Below are 17,535 nucleotides of genomic sequence, written 5' to 3'. Positions count from 1 at the left end.
CGCGACACCGACACGAGGAGCGACCATGACCATCGCCATCACCGGAGCGACCGGCAACATCGGGGGCGCCGTGAGCGCGGCGCTCGCCGCGGACGCCGTGCCGTTCCGGATGCTCGTGCGCGACGCCTCGCGTGCGCCGGAGCTGCCCGGCACCGAGGTCGCCGTCGCGACCTTCGCCGACGCCGACGCGAGCCGAGTGGCGGTCGAGGGTGTCGAGGTGCTGCTCATGGTCTCGGCGGCCGAGGCCCAGGACCGCCTCGACCAGCACCGGGCGTTCGTCGCCGCGGCGGCCGACGCGGGCGTGCGGCACGTGGTCTACACGTCGTTCCTCGGCGCGGCTCCCGACGCGACCTTCACGCTCGGACGCGACCACTGGGCGACGGAGCAGGCGATCCGCGAGAGCGGGATGGCCTTCACGTTCCTGCGCGACAGCTTCTACCTGGACTTCGTCGAGGACCTGGTCGGTGAGGACGGCGTGATCCGCGGCCCCGCCGGCGACGGCGCCATGGCCGCGGTGGCCCGTGCCGACGTCGCCCGCGTCGCGACGGCGGTGCTGCACGACCCGGACGCGCACCGCGACCAGACGTACGAGCTGACCGGCCCCGAGGCGATCACCCTCGCCCAGGCGGCGGCGATCGTGTCCGAGGTCCGCGGCCGCACGGTCAGCTACCACCCGGAGACCCTCGACGAGGCGTACGCATCACGTGCGCAGTGGAACCCGGAGCCGTGGCAGGCTGACGCCTGGGTGAGCACCTACACGGCCATCGCCGAGGGGGCGCTCGCGCACGTGTCCGGCGACGTCGAACGCATCACCGGGCGTCCGCCGATGTCCCTGCGCGAGGTGCTCGCCGCGAGCTGACCCGTGGTGGCGGTGCGCACCGGGTCCGACGGACGGCCCGGGCAGCCCGCAGTGCCACACGGTCCAGGCGATGCCGTCCGCCCGGCGCGGCTGCATCGGCAGGCGTGCGTGCCGGGTGCCGCTGGTGAGTGCTCGGCAGCCCCCGGCCAGTGCGGCGCGCAGGACCGGGTCGGTGCGGGGCGCGTGGGCCTCGACGACGAGGACGCGCAGGCCGTCGGCGATCCTCCGGCGGATCTGGTTCGTCGTGAAGACGGGCACGGTGCCCGAGAACCCGCCGTCCGTCAGCACGGGGAGTCCGGTCGCGTCGATGACGGGTGCGGAGATGTGCCACGTGTCCGTCATGAAGAGCGGTTCGTCGTGCCGGTACCCCTCCAGGCGTCGCGCGGTCGCGACGAGCCGGCTGAGGGCACGCGGGTAGGGCGTCGACCCGCCCCACGGGTCCGGGCGCGACACGTGGAAGACGTCCGGACTGCCGACCGGGATCGGCCAGCGTGCGGGCCACGGCCCGACCGACGCGTCGACGCCGCTGCCGTCGCGGGTCGCGTCGAGGGCCTGCAGTGAGAACGCGGCGGGGCCGGCGACGAGCGCGAGCCCGGCTGCCAGCGCGATGACCGTCCTGGAGGCCCGGTGCCGGTCCGGCCCGCGCGTCGCCTCCCAGCGGGGTCGCCACCACACCGCCACCAGCGTCGCGACGACGGCGACCGTCGAGACGGTGATCGCGGGCACGGCGAGCACGCTCGGCATCGCGGTGCCCCGCGCGAGGAACACCACCCAGCCGAGCTGCGCCGCGGCGAGGACGACCGGGAGCGCCCGGAGCCCTCGAGACTGCGCCCGGACGAGCCCGACCGCACCGCGCCACCCGAGGGCTGCGAGCAGGGCCAGCTGCACGCCGATCGCGGCGACGTAGGCGGTGTGCGGCACGGCGGCCACCGAGAGCACGGCCGCCGCGGTGCCGAACCAGACCACCAGGACGGCCAGGGTGGCGGCGCCGGCACGGGTGTCGAACGCGTTCCCGAACGGGGAGCCGAGGGTGCCGGGTCGCTCCGCACGGCGGCGGACGAGCACCACGGCCGCGACCACCACGCCGAACACCGCCGCCGGCAGGAGCCAGGCCACCTGTGACGCCAGGTGCGGTCCGAGCAGCTTGCCGAACCCGGCCGGACCACCGCGCCAGGTGTGCGGACCGAACGGCACCGTGAACGACCGGACGGACCCGGGCACCGCGCCGGGCAGGAACCGGTCGATGCCGTTGTACCCGAACACCATCGCGAGCGGACTGTCGTCGGTGGAGCCGTCCGCCCACGGCCGCGAACCCGACGGGGTGAGTGCCAGCGCGGTGACCCACGACACCGACGCCAGGACTGCGACGATCCCGAGTACCCCGGCGCGGACCACCCGGGTGCCGAAGCGGAAGGGACGGCCGTCGTGCCGGGCCGAGGCCAGCAGCGTGCCGAGCAGCAGCGCCGGCAGGACGAACCAGGCCTGCACCATCTTCGCCTGGAACCCGACACCGACGGCCAGGCCCGCGGTGACGAGCGGCCACCAGCGCCCGGTCAGTGCCGCGTGCTGCCAGCACAGCAGGGCGACGGCCAGCGCGGCGGTGACCATGCCGTCCTCCATCGGGTGCGCGAACATCGACACGAAGACCGGCGTCGACCCCGCTGCTGCGGCAGCGACGAGGCCCGTCCCGACGCCGGCCCAGCGGAGTCCGACCAGGGAGCAGGCCCACAGGGTGACGAGCCCCTCGACGACCTGCGGGAACGCGAGCGCGGCGGTGGAGTGCCCGAACAGCCGGATGCTCAGCGCCTGCGGGACGGCGAAGCCGCTGAGCTTGTCGAGCGTCACCGTCGCGGAGGGGTCGAATGCGCCCGAGAACAGCGCTGGCCACGACTCGGACATCGACCGCGCCGACGCCTGGTAGAAGCTGAAGTCCCCGCCACGGCCCAGGTTCCAGGCGAGCAGCACGGTCGTGCCGGCCGCGATCACGAGCAGGGTGAGCCGTGCTGCGAGCGGCTGGTCCCGCCACCGGGCGGGTCGTCGGATGTCCACTCTCCGGACCTTGGCCGTCCGGGATGACGACCGGCCGGGACCGTGCCGCCAGCTGGCCGCGAAGCCGGTCCGCGCGCTGAGGGGTCGTGCGGGTGCGGCCCCCGTCGGTCAGCGCCTCGGGGGTCGAGCCGGAGCGGGGTCTCAGCCGGCGTTCGGGTTCGGGGTCAGGACACCCGTCGCGCGGCGAACGTCCCGACGACGCCGAGGGTGAGCACCGCGACGAGCACGACGAGCAGCGGGGCCGTCCAGTTCCCCGTCGCACCGTGCAGCGCGCCGGCGACGAGCGGCCCGGCCGACCCGAGCAGGTACCCGCCGCCCTGCACGAACGCGGACATCCGGCGGGCGTCGGCGTCGCTCGAGACGATCCGCACGATGACGATGAAGATCACGGTGATGCCACCACCCTGGGCTGCACCGCCGAGCACCGACCACAGCAACCAGAGCTGCGGGGCGAACAGCAGCCCGAGGGGCATCGCCAGCCACAGGGTGCCGACCAGGGCGATGATCGCCGCCGGACGCCACCGGGTCGCGAGCAGCGGGACACCGAGCGCCCCGACGACGGCCAGGATCTGGAACACCGACGAGCTCGCGCCCGACGACGCCTTCGAGAAGCCGATCTCGTCGTGCAGCAGCGTCGGGATCCACGCGGTGAGGGCGTAGTACGAGAACGCCTGACCGCCGAACGCGAGCGTCAGGCCCCAGGTGATGAGCCGTCGTGCCGGTCGGATGGGCTCGGCGGCGGCGACCCGTGCGGCCTCGGCGGCGCGGGCGGTCCGGATCGCCCCGGTGTCGAGCACCTGGTCGATCGGGCCGGTGACGGGCAGTGGTTCGTCCCGCTCGGAGGGCAGCGGGCGTCGCCAGGCGGCACGAGCACCGACCGTGTAGGTCCAGGCCGCGGCGGCGATGAGTGCGAAGACCGCCCAGATCGCGATGGCGACCGGCCACCCCCACAGGGCGGCCAGGGGAGCGGTGCCGAGCGACGTGATCATCGACCCGACGTTGAGCGCCGACGTGTACACGCCGGTGACCAGGCCGACGCGTTCCGGCGAGGTGTCCCGCCGGATGACCACCGGGATCACCACGTTGCCGATCGTGATGCCGATGCCGATGACCGCGGTGCCGATCAGCAGCGCCGCCGACGAGGGCATCGAGCGCACGACGGTGCCGGCGAGCACGATGACGAGCGACAGGGACACTGCGCGCTCGGGGTCGGCCTTCGCGATGACCCAGCTGGCGAACGGCGTCGCGAGGGCGAAGCACAGCACCGGGATCGTCGTCAGCAGCCCGGCGATCGTCGCGGTCAGGCCGAGGTCGGCACGGACGTCGCCGATGACCGGGGCGGTCGCGACGATCGGGCCGCGGAAGTTCAGTGCGATCAGGACGATGGCCGCCGGCAGCAGCCAGGCGGCACCGCGGAGCCCGCGCCGGACGACGTCGCCGCTCATGCGGACGGCGTCGCGGACGGCAGCAGGATCGGCAGCAGGTCGAGCGGGGTGGCGGCGCGGGCGATGGTGCCCTCGGCCTCGTCGGGGGAGCCGTAGCCCCACTCGGCGAAGACGACCGGGACGCCGTGCACGGTCGCGCCCTCGACGTCGTGCTTCCGGTCGCCGATCAGCACCGGGCGGCTGGTGTCGAAGCCGTGGGCCTCGAGGCGTCGCAGTGCCTCTTCGACGACGTCGGCCTTGCTCGACCGCACCTCGTCGTCGCTCGCGCCCGTGATGATGTCGATGTCCCCGGTGAGCCCGTAGTGCTCGAGGATGTAGGTCGCCGGCGTCTCCGGCTTGCTCGTCGCCGTCGAGATCGGCAGCCCCGCCTGGTGCAGGGTGCGCAGGACGACGTCGATGTCCGGGAACATCGCGGAGTCGAGCGCCCCGTGCGAGAAGTAGTGCTCGCGGTAGACGGCGAGGGTGCGGTCGGCGAGCTCCTCGTCCATGCCCATCGCGATCCGGAACGTGTCCATGATCGGCGGGCCCACGAACGACATCAGGGTGTCGTGGTCCGGCACCGGGACGCCGACGGTGCGGAAGGTGTGCGTCAGGCTCTCGAGGATGCCCGGCGCGGAGTCGCTGATGGTGCCGTCGAGGTCGAACAGGATGGCGGAGAACGGGCTGGTCATGTCCTGTCCACCCTAGCCGGGCCGTGGCGGCGACCATCCGGGATCCGTCGGCGGCGGGGCGGGGCGAGCCGCGCCTCCAGGCCCGACGGCCGGACGGCTGGACGGCCCGACGCGGCTCAGAACAGGCGGGTGTGGCCGCCCTCGATGCCGCGCATCGCGTCGTAGTCGAGCACGAGGACGCGGATGCCGCGGTCCTCGGCGAGGGTGCGTGCCTGCGGTGCCACCGTCTGCGCCGCCAGCACGCCCTGCACCGGGCGCAGGTGCGGGTCGCGGTTCATGAGCTCGAGGTACCGGGTGAGCTGCTCGACCGCGTCGATGTTGGCGTTGCGCTTCATCTCGACCGCGACGCTCGCCCCTGCGTCGTCACGCGCCAGGATGTCGACCGGCCCGATCGCCGTCATGTACTCGCGACGGACCAGGGTGTGGCCGTCCCCGAGCAGCTCGATCTGCTCGGCCAGGAGCTGCTGCAGGTGCGCCTCGACCCCGTCCTTCACCAGGCCCGGGTCGACGCCCAGGTCGTGGGTCTCGTCGGACACGACCTCGTACAGGGAGACGATGAGCTTGTCCTGCGTCTTCTTCTGCGTCACCGTCCACACCTGCGTGATGCCGGCGACCGACTGCTCCTCGTCCGGCTCGGTGATCTCGATCGAGCAGGGCGGGCTCATCCAGTTCAGCGGCTTGTAGCTGCCGCCGTCGGAGTGCACGAGCAGGGAGCCGTCCGCCTTCAGCATGAGCAGGCGGGTCGCGAGCGGCAGGTGGGCTGAGAGCCGGCCCGCGTAGTCGACGGAGCACCGGGCGATGACGAGACGCACCCCGGAAGCCTAACCGGCGTGGTGTCGCCGACCGGACGAGGCGCGCGGCCTGTGCAGCGCGCACGGATTCACATGGTCGTAACGACGTTCTGCACATGTACCGCAATCCGATGCCGTCCTACCGTGGCTGACACCCCGATCGGCCCACGCCGACACCCCTCCCCGAGGAGCCACGATGGCCAGCGAGACCGCAGTGTCAGCACCACGAACCCCCCGTTCCGAGTCGGTCGCCGTCGACGACTACTCGCTCAGCCGAGTCCCGATGTCCGCGCGCTACGGCTGGTTCCAGGTCGCCGTGCAGCGCTTCGGGCAGATCTCGGCCCTGTCCCAGTTCCTGCTCGGTGCGACGCTCGGCTTCGGCATGAGCTTCTGGGACGCCTTCTGGGCGATCACCCTGGGCGCTGTGATCCTGGAGATCGTCTCGGTCCTCGTCGGCGTGATCGGCGTCAAGGAGGGCCTGAACACCTCCGTCATCGCCCGCTGGACCGGGTTCGGCAAGGCCGGCTCGGCGCTGGTCGGGCTGGCGATCGGGCTGAGCCTGATCGGCTGGTTCGGCATCCAGTCGGGTGTCTCGGCTGCCGGCCTCGTCTCGATCCTGCCGATCCTGCCCGCCTGGGCGTGGTCGCTCGTGTTCGGGCTGCTCGTCACCGCGATCGTCCTGCGCGGGTTCCACTCGATGCAGTGGCTGGCGAACGTGACCGTGCCGCTCTTCCTGGTGCTCGTCGGCTGGGCGGTCATCGTCGAGCTGAGCCGGCACTCGATCGCCGAGCTCGCCGCGCGTGCCCCGGCCGGTCCGGAGCTGAGCTTCGTGGCCGGCACCACCCTGGTGGCCGGCGGGTTCATCGTCGGTGCGGTGATCACGCCGGACATGACCCGCTTCAACCGCTCGGTCGGCGACGTCGTGAAGCAGACGCTGCTCGGTGTGACGCTCGGGGAGTACGTCATCGGCCTGGCCGGTGTCCTGCTCGCACACGCCGTCGGCTCCGCGGACATCACCCGCGTGATCACGTCGAGCGTCGGCTGGGTCGGCATCCTCGTGATCCTGCTCGGCACGTTCAAGATCAACGACTGGAACATCTACAGCTCGAGCCTCGGCGTCACGAACTTCATCGACGCGGTGTTCGGCAAGCAGGTGAACCGCGGGCTCGTGACGCTCGTGATGGGCGTCGTCGGCTCGGTGCTCGCCGCCGTCGGGTTCCTCGGGGCCCTGACACCGTTCCTGTCCGTGCTCGGGGTCGTCTTCCCGCCGATCGCCGGGATCATGGTGGCGGAGTACTTCGTCGTGAAGCGCTGGCGCCGCGAGCTGAGCGACGCCGAGAACATCCCGGCGACCTCGCCCACCTGGGTGCCGGCCACCCTGGTCATCTGGGCGATCGCCTCGCTCATCGGGTACTTCGTCGCCGTCGGCATCCCGTCGATCAACTCCGTGGTCATCGCCTTCGTGCTCTACGTGGTCGCCGGCAAGGTCGGGCTGATCCGCGGCGTCGGTGTCAGTCGGACCGAGGCCGCGCCGGCTGCATCGTCCGCCCCGGTCGCCGCAGCGCCCGCCGCACCGGCCACCCCGGCCGCCTGACCCGGGCGCTCCCCGAACGGCCGGTCGCGTCGCCGCACCCCTGATCCGCGCGACGGCGCGGCCGGTCCCCACGAACAAGCACCACCCCACGACCCAGCACCACCCCGCGAACACCCCGCACCCGCACCACCGCACCCGCACCCGCACCACCGAAGGGAACCCCCATGCGCATCGGCATCGACGTCGGCGGCACCAACACGGACGCCGTCCTGATGGACGGCAGCACCGTCCGTGCGGCGGTCAAGCGGTCCACCACCCCCGACGTCACCTCGGGCATCGTCGCCGCGCTCGACGGTCTGCGCGAACAGCACGCCTTCGGCCCCACGGACATCGACGGCGTGATGATCGGCACCACCCACTTCATCAACGCCCTGGTGGAGGCACGCGGCCTCGCCCCGACGGCCGCGGTCCGCCTGGGCCTGCCGGCGACGGCGTCGCTGCCGCCGTTCACGGACTGGCCCGCGCACCTGGTGTCGGCCGTGCACGCGCAGCCGTTCCTGGCCCACGGCGGCCACGAGTTCGACGGCCGCGTCATCTCGGAGCTCGACCCCGAGGAACTGAAGCGGCACGCCGGTGCCATCGCGGCCGCGGGCATCCGCTCCGTCGCGATCTCGTCGGTGTTCTCCCCGATCAACGACGGGTTCGAGCAGCGTGCGCAGGAGATCATGGCCGCCGAGCTCGGGCCGGACGTGGCGTTCTCGCTGTCGTCCGAGATCGGTCGCATCGGCCTGCTCGAGCGCGAGAACGCGACGATCATCAACGCGGCGCTCCGTGAGCTCGCCGACCGCATCGTCGACGGGCTGTCCGGGTCGGTCACGGGCAGCGGCATCGACGCACCGCTGTTCCTGAGCCAGAACGACGGCACCCTGATGGACGTCGAGTACGCCCGCCGCTACCCGGTCGCGACGTTCGCCTCCGGCCCGACGAACTCGATGCGCGGCGCAGCGGTGCTGTCCGGCTTCGACACCTGCGCGGTCGTCGACGTCGGCGGGACGACGAGCGACGTCGGCGTCCTGACCGCGGGCTTCCCGCGTGAGGCCACCGGCGAGGTCGCCGTCGCCGGCATCCGCACGAACTTCCGGATGCCCGACGTCCTGTCCGTCGGCATCGGCGGCGGCTCCCGCATCCGCGAGGACGGCAGCGTCGTCGGGCCGGACTCCGTCGGGTACCGCCTGACCGAGGAGGGCCTGGTCTTCGGCGGCACAACCCTGACCGCCACCGACGTGGCCGTCCGCGGTGGCCGCGGTGCGATCGGGGACCCGTCGCTCGTCGCCGGGGTGCCCGCCGAGGTCGCCGCCCGCGCGCTCGACGTCATCGCGGAGCGCGTCGCCGACATCGTCGAGCGGATGCGCACCTCGTCCGACCCGCTGCCCGTCGTGGCGGTCGGCGGCGGCTCGGTGCTGCTGCCGGACACCCTGCCCGGACTCGGCACCGTGCACCGCCCGGAGCACTACTCGGTCGCCAACGCCATCGGTGCGGCGATCGCTCAGGTCAGCGGCGAGGTCGACAAGGTCTACGCGATCAGCGACGGCCGCCGGTCCGCCGTGGTCGACGAGGCCCGTCAGGAGGCCGTCGACCGTGCCATCGCGGCCGGCGCCGACCCAGGCTCGGTGGACATCGTCGACTTCGACGAGGTCCCGATCCCGTACTTGCCGGGCAACGCGACGCGCATCCGCGCGAAGGCCGTGGGCGACCTGGCACTCGGGGCGCTGGTCCGATGAGCGCCACGCAAGCCGCGCCCCGCGCCGCAGCCGCGCAAGCCGCAGCCACGCAAGCCGCCCCCACAGCACCCCTCCTCACCGCCATCGGCGCCGACTGCTCCGCCCTCGCCCGCGGCGCCGCGATCCTCGGCACCGGCGGCGGCGGTGACCCCTACATCGGCCGCCTGCTCGCCGAGGCCGCCGTCCGCGCCCACGGCCCGGTCGAGATCGTCCAGGTCGAGGACCTGCCCGACGACGCCGTGGTGCTCTCGGTCGCGATGATCGGCGCTCCCACGGTGATGGTCGAGAAGCTGCCGTCCGCCGGCCAGTTCGCCGAGGCCATCCGCAGCCTGTCGGCGTTCCTCGGGGTCACCCCCACCCACCTGGCCTGCATCGAGGTCGGCGGCGTGAACTCGACGACCCCGATCGTCGCCGCGGCCGAGCTCGGCCTGCCCCTGGTCGACGGTGACGGCATGGGCCGCGCGTTCCCCGAGGTGCAGATGGTGCTGCCGACCCTGTCCGGGGTCAGCGCGACACCGATGGCCCTGGCCGACGAGAAGGGCAACACCGTCGTCTTCGACACGCTGGACAACCGGTGGGCGGAGCGGCTCGCCCGCACGGCGACGGTCGAGATGGGCTGCTCCGCGATCACGGCGCAGTACGCCATGTCCGGCGCGCAGGTGAAGGAGTCGTTCGTCCGGGGCAGTCTGTCGCTGAGCGTCCGGCTCGGCGAGACGCTGGTCCGCGCACGCCGCGAGAACGCGGACCCCGTCACGGCGGTCACCGAGGTGCTCGGCGGCACGGTCGTGTTCGAGGGCAAGGTCGCCGACATCGAGCGCAAGACCGTCACCGGGTTCGCCCGTGGCACGGCCCGCATCGCCGGTTCCGGCAGCGACACCGGCCTGGAGGCGGTGCTCCGGTTCCAGAACGAGCACCTGCTGGTCGAGGTGGCCGGCCAGGTCCGCACCACGGCTCCCGACCTCATCATCACCCTGGACGCCGAGACCGGCGAGCCGATCACCACCGAGGCCCTGCGCTTCGGCGCCCGCATCCGGATCGTCACGGCACCGGCCGACGAGCGCTGGCACTCCCCGGACGGCCTGCGCCTGGCCGGCCCGCGGTACTTCGGCTACGACACCCCCGCGGTCCGCCACGACGGCACCACGAGCGCGGGCGAGACGAACACGGGAGCGAACCGATGAGCTGGATCCTCGACGTCGACGACCTGCCCGACCTGGCCCGCGGCGCCGCCCTGCTCGGCACCGGCGGAGGAGGCGACCCCACCATCGGGATGCTCCTGGTCCGTGCCGCGATCGAACAGCACGGCCCCGTCACGATCCTCGACCCGTCCGAGGTGCCCGACGACGCCCTCGTCATCCCCACCGCGCAGATGGGCGCACCGACCGTGGTGCTCGAACGCATCCCGGCCGGACCGGAACCCCTCGGCGCCCTCCGTCGGCTCGAAGCCCACCTGGGCCGGACGGCGACCGCGACGATGCCCATCGAGTGCGGCGGCATCAACTCGATGATCCCGCTGATCGTCGGTGCCACCGGCGGCCTGCCCGTCGTCGACGCGGACGGCATGGGGCGCGCGTTCCCCGAGCTGCAGATGGAGACGTTCTCGGTCTACGGGGTCCCCGGCAGTCCGCTCGCGATCAGCGACGAGAACGGCCACGGCGTCATCATCGAGACCGGCACGGACAACAAGAAGATGGAGTGGCTCGCCCGCGGGGTCACGATCCGGCTCGGCGGCGTCGCCTACATCGCCGAGTACGCGATGTCCGGCCGCCAGGTGAAGGAGACCGCCGTCCCGCGCACGCTCTCCCTGGCACTCGCCGTCGGTCGGGCCATCCGAGTTGCCCGCGAAGCCCACCGCGACCCCATCGACGCGCTCGCCGAGGCCCTCGGCACGACGATCTACACGCACCTGCGCGAGCTGTTCGACGGCAAGGTCGTCGACGTCGAGCGCCGCACGGTCGACGGGTTCGCCCGCGGTCGTGCCACCGTTCAGGGCACCGACGGGTCCGAGCTCGAGCTCCGGTTCCAGAACGAGAACCTCGTTGCCCGGCGTGACGGGCAGCTCGTCGCCGTCGTGCCCGACCTGATCTGCGTCCTCGACGCCGAGACCGCCGAGCCGATCACCACCGAGCGTCTGCGGTTCGGGCAGCGCGTCCGGGTCATCGGCATCTCGACCCCGGACCTGATGCGGACCCCGGAGGCGCTCGCCGTGTTCGGGCCGTCGTGCTTCGGGCTCGATGAACCGTTCGTCCCGGTCGAGGACCTGCACGAGCACGTCCGCCCGGCCGCCCCGGCGGTCGGCTGACGAACGGCCGCGCGCCGACCCCTGTGCCCGGCCCGTGCGCCCGGCCCCGGGCTCCGGCCCCGAGACGCGACCACGGCAGCAGAATGGACCCATGGACCAGGGTGAGCGGCGAGGCGGCGGTGTGGCGGGCCTCCAGGCCGACGACGCGACCGTCTTCGGACGCGGCACCGCCCTGCTCGGCTGCGGCGGTGGCGGCCGCGTCGACCACATGGTCAGCGCACTCCGCTTCGCGCTCGGCGACCGCAGCGTGCCGGTCGTCGACCTCGACGACCCCGCGCTCGGCTCGGTGGTGGCCGTCGGGTTGATCGGGTCGACCACCGTGCTCGAGGAGAAGATGCCGAGCGGCGAGGAGCTGCCAGCCGCGCTCGCGGCGGTCGAACGCTGGACGGGCACCCGTGCCGACGCCGTCGTCGCCGCGCAGATCGGCGGCGTGACCGGACCGGCCGCGGCCCTCACCGCGCACGCCGCCGGACTGCCGCTCGTCGACGCGGACCTGGTCGGCCGCGCGGTCCCGCGCATCGACCAACTGTCGGTCTTCGTCGGCCCGACCACGACGGTCACGGCCGCCGCGGCCACCACGAGCGGGCTGCGGATCGTCGTCGACGCCCGGCACCCCCACGACGTCGAGACGGTCTGGCGCGAGGCCGTCTCGCACAGCGGCGGCTGGGCGGCCTTCGCGATCGGCCCGGTCCCGGTGGCCCTGCTGCGCGAGCGGGCCGTCGTCGGCAGCGTGCAGCGCGCCCTCCGGATCGGACGCGCAGCGGGCGGCGCACGCGACGCGGCGGAACTCGCCGCGCTCATCGGCGGCCGGGTCGTCGCGCAGGGCCGGGTCATCGACGTCCAGCGCGAGGGGGATGCGCTCGCGTTCGTCCGCAGCAGCCTGGCCATCCGCGACGCCGGCACCGGCGCGGTCGCCCGGGTCGAGGCGGGCAGCGAGTACGTGCACTGCCTGGTCGACGGCCTGCCGGTCGCCAGCACGCCGAGCGTCATCACCGTCGTCGACGCGCGGTCACTCGCGCCGGTGGCGACCGACCGCACGCGGGTCGGCAACGAGCTCGCGGTGCTCGTGCTGCCGTCGGCGCCGTGGTGGTGGGCGGACCCCGACCGCACCGCGCGCATGGGGCCGCGAGCGTTCGGCATCGACGCGGACGTCGTCCCCGAGGCCGTGGGCCAGGTGCTCGCGTGAACGCCGTCGGCGACCTGCTCCCGCTCCTGCCGCCCGGCACCCGCCTGCTCGTCGGCCCCGGCAGCACCGCGGTCCGGAGCGTCCGCGGGGTGGTGGGGACCCCAGACCAGGTCGGCCGGTCCCTGTCGCAGGGTGACGACGTCGTCGTGCTGCTCACCCCCGTCGACCGCGCGGACGCGCGCTTCGACGTGCTGCTGCGCCGGGCGTCCGCGGCCGGCACCACCCTGCTCGTCGTCCACGGGGCACTGGAGCTCGGCCCCGGCACCACGACGCTCGCCGACCGGCTCGGCGTCGCCGTGCTCGCCACCCCGGACCCGTGGGCGACCTCGGTCCGCCTGCACGAACTCATCGGCACCGGGATGGGGCCGGCGGCCCGGGCAGCCCTCGACGCCTCCCGCGTCGCGCTCGACGCCGGCCCCGAACTCGACGACCTGTTCGCCCGGCTCGACCGCTCGCTCGGCCACCCGGTGCGGTTCCTCGACGCCTCGGGCCTGGCACTCCGCGGAGCCGCCGTCGACGACGCGGCCCGCGCCGTGCTCGTCCGCCGCGCCGGCACCAGCGACGTGCTGACCGCTGAGGGCGTCGACGAGACGCTCGTGGCGATCCCGGTCGGCACCGGCATCGGACCGCGCGCCTGGTTGGCCGTCGGCCTGCCCGTCCCGATCGCCGCCGAACAGCAGGTGGTCGCGAGTGCCCTGCAGGTCGCCGCCGTCGCCGTCGGGCACCGGCTGCTGCTCACCCGGCTCGACGACGAGCGCGACGCCCGCTACCGGATGGCGATGCTCGACGAACTCCGCGCGGCCGACGGGGCGCCCGCCCCGCAGCTCGTGCAGCGGACCATCGCCGCCGGGTGGCGGCTGGACGCCTGGCACGTCGGTGCGCGCGTGGTCGCGCGGCAGGGCGTCGACCTGGTCGCGCTCCGCCAGCAGGTCGACGCCGCGGTGCGCGCCGAGGGACTCGACGCGGTCGTCGTCGAACAGGCGGACGGCTGGGTGCTGTGGCTGTCGGAACCCGACGAACCCGGCCGGGAGGCAGTGGCCGACATCGCGGGTCGGCTGCGGCGCGCGCAGAACACACTCCGCACCACCGTGGAGACCAACGTGGGCGTCGGCAGTCTGCAGGCGGGCCCTGCCGGGCTGGTCCGGACGCTCGGCGAGGCGGGCGACGCCGCCCGTCTGGCGGCGAGCCGTCCGGAGTCCGGGCACTTCGTGCACGTCGACCGGCTCGGGCTCGCGCAGCTGCTGCTCGCGTGGACGCAGACGGACACGTTCCTGCCGGCCTCACGGCAGTTGCTCGCACCGCTCGAACGCGGTGGCGGGGCGCTCCTGACGACGCTCGCCGCCTACCTGGACGCGGAGTCGTCGATCGCCGAGACCGCAGCGGTGCTCGGCGTGCACCGGAACACCGTGTCCGACCGCATCGCGCGGGTGGAGCGGTTGCTCGGGGTGGACCTGTCCGACCCGGAGACCCGGCTCGCCCTGCACCTGGCGACGCGGGCGCGGGCCGGGGACGGCGGCTGATTCAGTTCCTGTTGCTGGACTTCTCGGTCTCGCGCTTCGTGGTCCCGCTCGTCTTGTCGGTCCCGCGGGCGGGCCGGGCGGCGGCGCCGGTCTCGCGTGCCGCACCCGAGGCCAGGCCGGCCGCGATGATGAACACGAAGACGATCAGCAGCGCGCCGAGCAGGCCGATCTCCTCGCCGAGGAACCCGATCAGCGGCGGCCCGGCCAGGAACGCCACGTAGCCGATCGTGGCAACGGCGCTGACCTTGGCGGCCGCGGTGCGGGGGTCGTCGGCCGCGGCGGACATGCCCATCGGGAAGCCGAGGCTCGCACCGAGGCCCCAGAGCACGACGCCGACGATCGCGAGCGGCACGTTGTCGATGAAGATGAGCATGCCGAGGCCGACCACCGCGACGGCGGCGCTGATGCGCAGGATCGGCACGCGGCCGAACTTGTCGATGAGCGGGCTACCGGCGACGCGGCCGGCGGTCATCGCGGCGAGGAACACCGTCAGCACGGCAGCACCGCCGGCGTTGTCGAGCCCGTGACCGTCGATCATCGCGAGGGGCAGCCAGTCGTTCGCGGACCCCTCGGCCAGCGCCATGCCGAGCACGATCACGCCGATGAGCAGCGTGGAGGGCTGTGCCCAGACCTGCCAGCGGGTGAGCGGGGTCGCGACCGGGCTGGTGTCGGTCGACACCGGCTGCTCGAAGCGGTGCTCGTCCTGGAACTTCGTGACGGCGATGAGCATGGCGGCGCTCGTGATGACGACGAGCACGATGAAGTGCCACGACACCGGGATCTCGAACCGCTCGGCCAGCGCACCGAGGCCTGCACCGGCGAGCGTGCCGAGGCTGAACGCGGCGTGGAACAGCGGCATGATCGTGCGTCCGCCGGCCTTCTCGGCGGCGGCGCCGGAGACGTTCATCGACACGTCGCACAGGCCGTTGCCGAAGCCGAACGCGATGAGCGCGATCCAGATGGCGGCGAAGCCCCATCCGAGCGTGACCGCGACCCCCGCGAAGATCATCCCGACCGCCAGGCACGCCGCAGCCACCTGCACGCCCCGACGGGCACCGAGCTTCGCGACGATGTGCCCGGCGAAGGTCAGACCGCCGATCGAGCCGACGGCCATGCCGAGCACGAGCAGACCCATCTCGAACGTGCTCGCGCCGAGGGAGTCGCGGACGCTCGGGATCCGGCCCAACCACGTCGCGATGTCGAGCCCGGACAGGGTGAACACCACGAACACCGCGATGATCCAGGCCTTGGTGGTCGGGACGGTGCGGGTGGACGGCGTCGTCATGGTGGTTCCCATCGTGCTGCGGCGCGCTCGGTGCTGCGCGTTCTGGTGCGTGTCGGTGCTGGTCTTGCGGCTGTCGAATCGATTCGACTGCTCGTTCCGGCTACGCTAACGGGCGATGGACGAACCGGCAACAGGACCCGGCGCGTCGCCTCACCGCGGCGGCGTCACCCGTTCGTCGCGCCCGACGCTGGCAGCGGTCGCCCGTGCTGCCGGGGTCGCGCCGTCGACGGCCTCGCTCGCCTTCAGCGGTCTCGGCCCGGTGTCCGAGGACGCCAAGGCCCGCGTGCTCGCCGCTGCCGCCGACCTCGGTTACGGCGGCCCCGATCCCCGTGCCCGTTCGCTGCGCCGTGGTCGTTCCGGCGTCATCGGTGTCGTGATGGACGAGCGCCTGAGCGATGCCTTCCGTGACCCGGTCAACGTCCTGACGCTCGACGGCATCGCCGAGGTCGCCGGTGCCGCGGGTGCTTCGCTGTTGCTGGTCCGGAGTCCGCTCGACGACGAGCAGGGTGCCGGTCCGCTGGTCGACGCCCCGATGGACGCCGTCGTGCTCGTCGGGTGCAACGTCCGGATCGACCCTGCCGTCGCGGTGCTGCGCCGTCGGCAGATCCCCGTCGTCGCGATCGAGGCGGACGAGATCGAGGGTGCTGTCCCCGTCCAGCTCGACAACCGCGATGCCTCACGCCGTGCTGCCGAGTACCTGCAGGGGCTCGGCCACCAGGACGTGACCGTCGTGACCCTGCCCCTCGACGCCGCACGCCGACGCGGGCCGATCGACGACGACCGCTTCGGCTCCGGTATCGCATTCACGACGCTCGAGCGACTGCGCGGTGTGCGGGAGGTCTACCCCTCTGCGGTCGCCATCGAGACGGCCGGCAGTTCGGTCGAAGAGGGCCGTCTGGCCGGGACAGCCTTGTTCGCGCCGGACGGCCCCCGCCCCACCGCCGTCGTCGCCCAGAGTGACCTGATCGCCGTCGGGGTGATCTCGGCCGCGCTCGATGCCGGACTCCGTGTCCCCGAGGACGTCAGCGTCGTCGGTTTCGACGGCATCACGGTGGACGACAGCTTGCTCCACCGCACCCCGATCCGGCACCTGACCACCCTGGTGCAGCCGTTCGTGCAGAAGGGCCAAGCCGCAGCCCGTGCCGCCCTTGCCATGCTCGAGGGTGCGGAGCCGCAACCGGCGTCCTTCACATCGGAGTTGCGGGTGGGGGACACGACGGGGCCGCCGCCCCATTCGGGTACCTACTAGCGACGGCATCCCGCCCGCCTGCCCGAGGCATCGGGTCTAGACCCCTCGATCGGTAGGGAGCTCGGCGCATCACGTCGGGTCTGCAGTGGGTGATCGACGCGTACACGCTGCTGTTCGCTTCACTGATGTGCAGGGTGCCGGAGGGGGCGACCATGGCTGGAGGTGTTGCCGGAAGGCCCGGCCGTCACAGCGTCAACGCTTCGAGGTGCCGACCCGTTAGAATAACAAACTGGACGGTGATATACATAGAGTCCTTGTTGTCTATGAGCGGAGTTCTCCATGTCACGATTGCCCACCATCATCATCACCTCCACACTTGCCGGTGCGTTGCTCGCGGGCGTGTTCACCGGTCCAGCGCAGGCCGCTCCGGCCTCGCCGAACTGGACGATTGACGGGATCACGATCACCGGGATCCCAGCTCTGTCCGCGAAGTCAGCGGCAACGAGGTCCGACGTGTTGGACTACGTCGCGACTCACCAGACTGCGGTCACGTCGGACGCCGAGTCGGGTGAGCTCACCGCAGTCGCACCCGTTCGCGCGGCGACCGGCCGCATCAGCGAACGCAACACGTGCAAGAGCGGGGATGCCTACTGGGCGGCGGCGGCGACCCCGTACACGAACAACTGCTTCTACGGTTCTGCCGGCAAGTGGACCTTCTCATCGAAGGGTACGAAGTCGTACCGCTTCCGGACCGGGAACTACTCTGCACGAGGCGCGTGGTTGATCGACGGAACGACGAAGTGGGGTGTCCGCCAGGCACCCGGGTCGGTGAACACCCTCACTGGTACCGCTTGGGTGAAGGGCGCTCAAATCTACTGAGCGCCGGTCGTTTCGCGGACGGCCCCGTTCCCCCTGCCGGGGCC

General features: G+C 72.8%; 13 protein-coding genes and 1 pseudogene. 9 read left to right on the top strand and 5 right to left on the bottom strand.

From position 1 onward, the window contains the following. Positions 1 to 25 precede the first annotated feature (25 nt). Positions 26 to 859 carry an SDR family oxidoreductase gene (locus tag DEJ03_RS04200; RefSeq protein WP_110863621.1) on the top strand — a complete coding sequence of 278 codons (834 nt, stop codon included), beginning with the start codon at positions 26 to 28 and terminating at the stop codon, positions 857 to 859. 1,353 nt (positions 860 to 2,212) lie between these two features. Here the strand turns inward: DEJ03_RS04200 and DEJ03_RS18200 are convergent. The 4 genes and pseudogenes from DEJ03_RS18200 to nucS all read right to left on the bottom strand — a co-directional run. Beyond that, positions 2,213 to 2,758, bottom strand: a pseudogene (locus DEJ03_RS18200) (ArnT family glycosyltransferase); the annotation flags it as partial. Positions 2,759 to 3,072: 314 nt separating this feature from the next. Next, positions 3,073 to 4,353: a CynX/NimT family MFS transporter gene (locus DEJ03_RS04190; RefSeq protein ID WP_110863619.1), complete on the bottom strand. Its 1,281-nt coding sequence runs from the start codon at positions 4,351 to 4,353 to the stop codon at positions 3,073 to 3,075. After that, complete coding sequence (locus tag DEJ03_RS04185) at positions 4,350 to 5,024, bottom strand: HAD hydrolase-like protein (RefSeq protein ID WP_110863618.1); 675 nt, start codon at positions 5,022 to 5,024, stop codon at positions 4,350 to 4,352. The genes DEJ03_RS04190 and DEJ03_RS04185 overlap by 4 nt, the downstream gene beginning before the upstream one ends. 116 nt (positions 5,025 to 5,140) lie before the next feature. Beyond that, on the bottom strand, positions 5,141 to 5,836 hold the full coding sequence (gene nucS / locus DEJ03_RS04180) for an endonuclease NucS (RefSeq protein WP_017887754.1): 696 nt from the start codon (positions 5,834 to 5,836) through the stop codon (positions 5,141 to 5,143). Positions 5,837 to 6,011: 175 nt separating this feature from the next. On the opposite strand from nucS, the gene DEJ03_RS04175 reads away from it, so the two are divergent. The 6 genes from DEJ03_RS04175 to DEJ03_RS04150 all read left to right on the top strand — a co-directional run bounded on the left by DEJ03_RS04175 (position 6,012) and on the right by DEJ03_RS04150 (position 14,138). Next, positions 6,012 to 7,409: a cytosine permease gene (locus tag DEJ03_RS04175; RefSeq protein WP_110863617.1), complete on the top strand. Its 1,398-nt coding sequence runs from the start codon at positions 6,012 to 6,014 to the stop codon at positions 7,407 to 7,409. 164 nt (positions 7,410 to 7,573) lie between these two features. After that, positions 7,574 to 9,130 carry a hydantoinase/oxoprolinase N-terminal domain-containing protein gene (locus DEJ03_RS04170; RefSeq protein WP_110863616.1) on the top strand — a complete coding sequence of 519 codons (1,557 nt, stop codon included), beginning with the start codon at positions 7,574 to 7,576 and terminating at the stop codon, positions 9,128 to 9,130. After that, entirely contained in the window at positions 9,127 to 10,311 is a 1,185-nt protein-coding gene (locus DEJ03_RS04165) for a DUF917 domain-containing protein (RefSeq protein ID WP_258370485.1), read from the top strand. Before DEJ03_RS04170 ends, DEJ03_RS04165 begins: the two co-directional genes overlap by 4 nt. Beyond that, positions 10,308 to 11,432: a DUF917 domain-containing protein gene (locus DEJ03_RS04160; protein WP_110863615.1), complete on the top strand. Its 1,125-nt coding sequence runs from the start codon at positions 10,308 to 10,310 to the stop codon at positions 11,430 to 11,432. Before DEJ03_RS04165 ends, DEJ03_RS04160 begins: the two co-directional genes overlap by 4 nt. A gap of 91 nt (positions 11,433 to 11,523) precedes the next feature. Continuing rightward, positions 11,524 to 12,618 (top strand): DUF917 domain-containing protein, encoded by a 1,095-nt coding sequence (locus DEJ03_RS04155; RefSeq protein ID WP_111055261.1) that lies wholly within the window; start codon positions 11,524 to 11,526, stop codon positions 12,616 to 12,618. Further along, positions 12,615 to 14,138, top strand: coding sequence for a helix-turn-helix domain-containing protein (locus DEJ03_RS04150; RefSeq protein ID WP_110863613.1), 1,524 nt, complete (start codon positions 12,615 to 12,617; stop codon positions 14,136 to 14,138). Before DEJ03_RS04155 ends, DEJ03_RS04150 begins: the two co-directional genes overlap by 4 nt. A gap of 1 nt (position 14,139) precedes the next feature. Here DEJ03_RS04150 and DEJ03_RS04145 read toward each other — a convergent pair whose 3' ends face one another. Further along, positions 14,140 to 15,423, bottom strand: coding sequence for an MFS transporter (locus DEJ03_RS04145; protein ID WP_110863612.1), 1,284 nt, complete (start codon positions 15,421 to 15,423; stop codon positions 14,140 to 14,142). A gap of 115 nt (positions 15,424 to 15,538) precedes the next feature. Here DEJ03_RS04145 and DEJ03_RS04140 point away from each other — a divergent pair, with 115 nt between their 5' ends. After that, on the top strand, positions 15,539 to 16,672 hold the full coding sequence (locus DEJ03_RS04140; RefSeq protein WP_110863611.1) for a substrate-binding domain-containing protein: 1,134 nt from the start codon (positions 15,539 to 15,541) through the stop codon (positions 16,670 to 16,672). A 288-nt stretch (positions 16,673 to 16,960) separates the two neighbouring features. Then, on the top strand, positions 16,961 to 17,491 hold the full coding sequence (locus DEJ03_RS04135; protein WP_146237648.1) for a hypothetical protein: 531 nt from the start codon (positions 16,961 to 16,963) through the stop codon (positions 17,489 to 17,491). Positions 17,492 to 17,535: the final 44 nt, after the last annotated feature.

The organism is Curtobacterium sp. MCLR17_043, assembly GCF_003224215.1.
GTDB lineage: Bacteria > Actinomycetota > Actinomycetes > Actinomycetales > Microbacteriaceae > Curtobacterium > Curtobacterium flaccumfaciens.
Note: the sequence above shows the minus strand (reverse complement) of the source record. Positions and strands in the feature narration are given on the sequence as shown.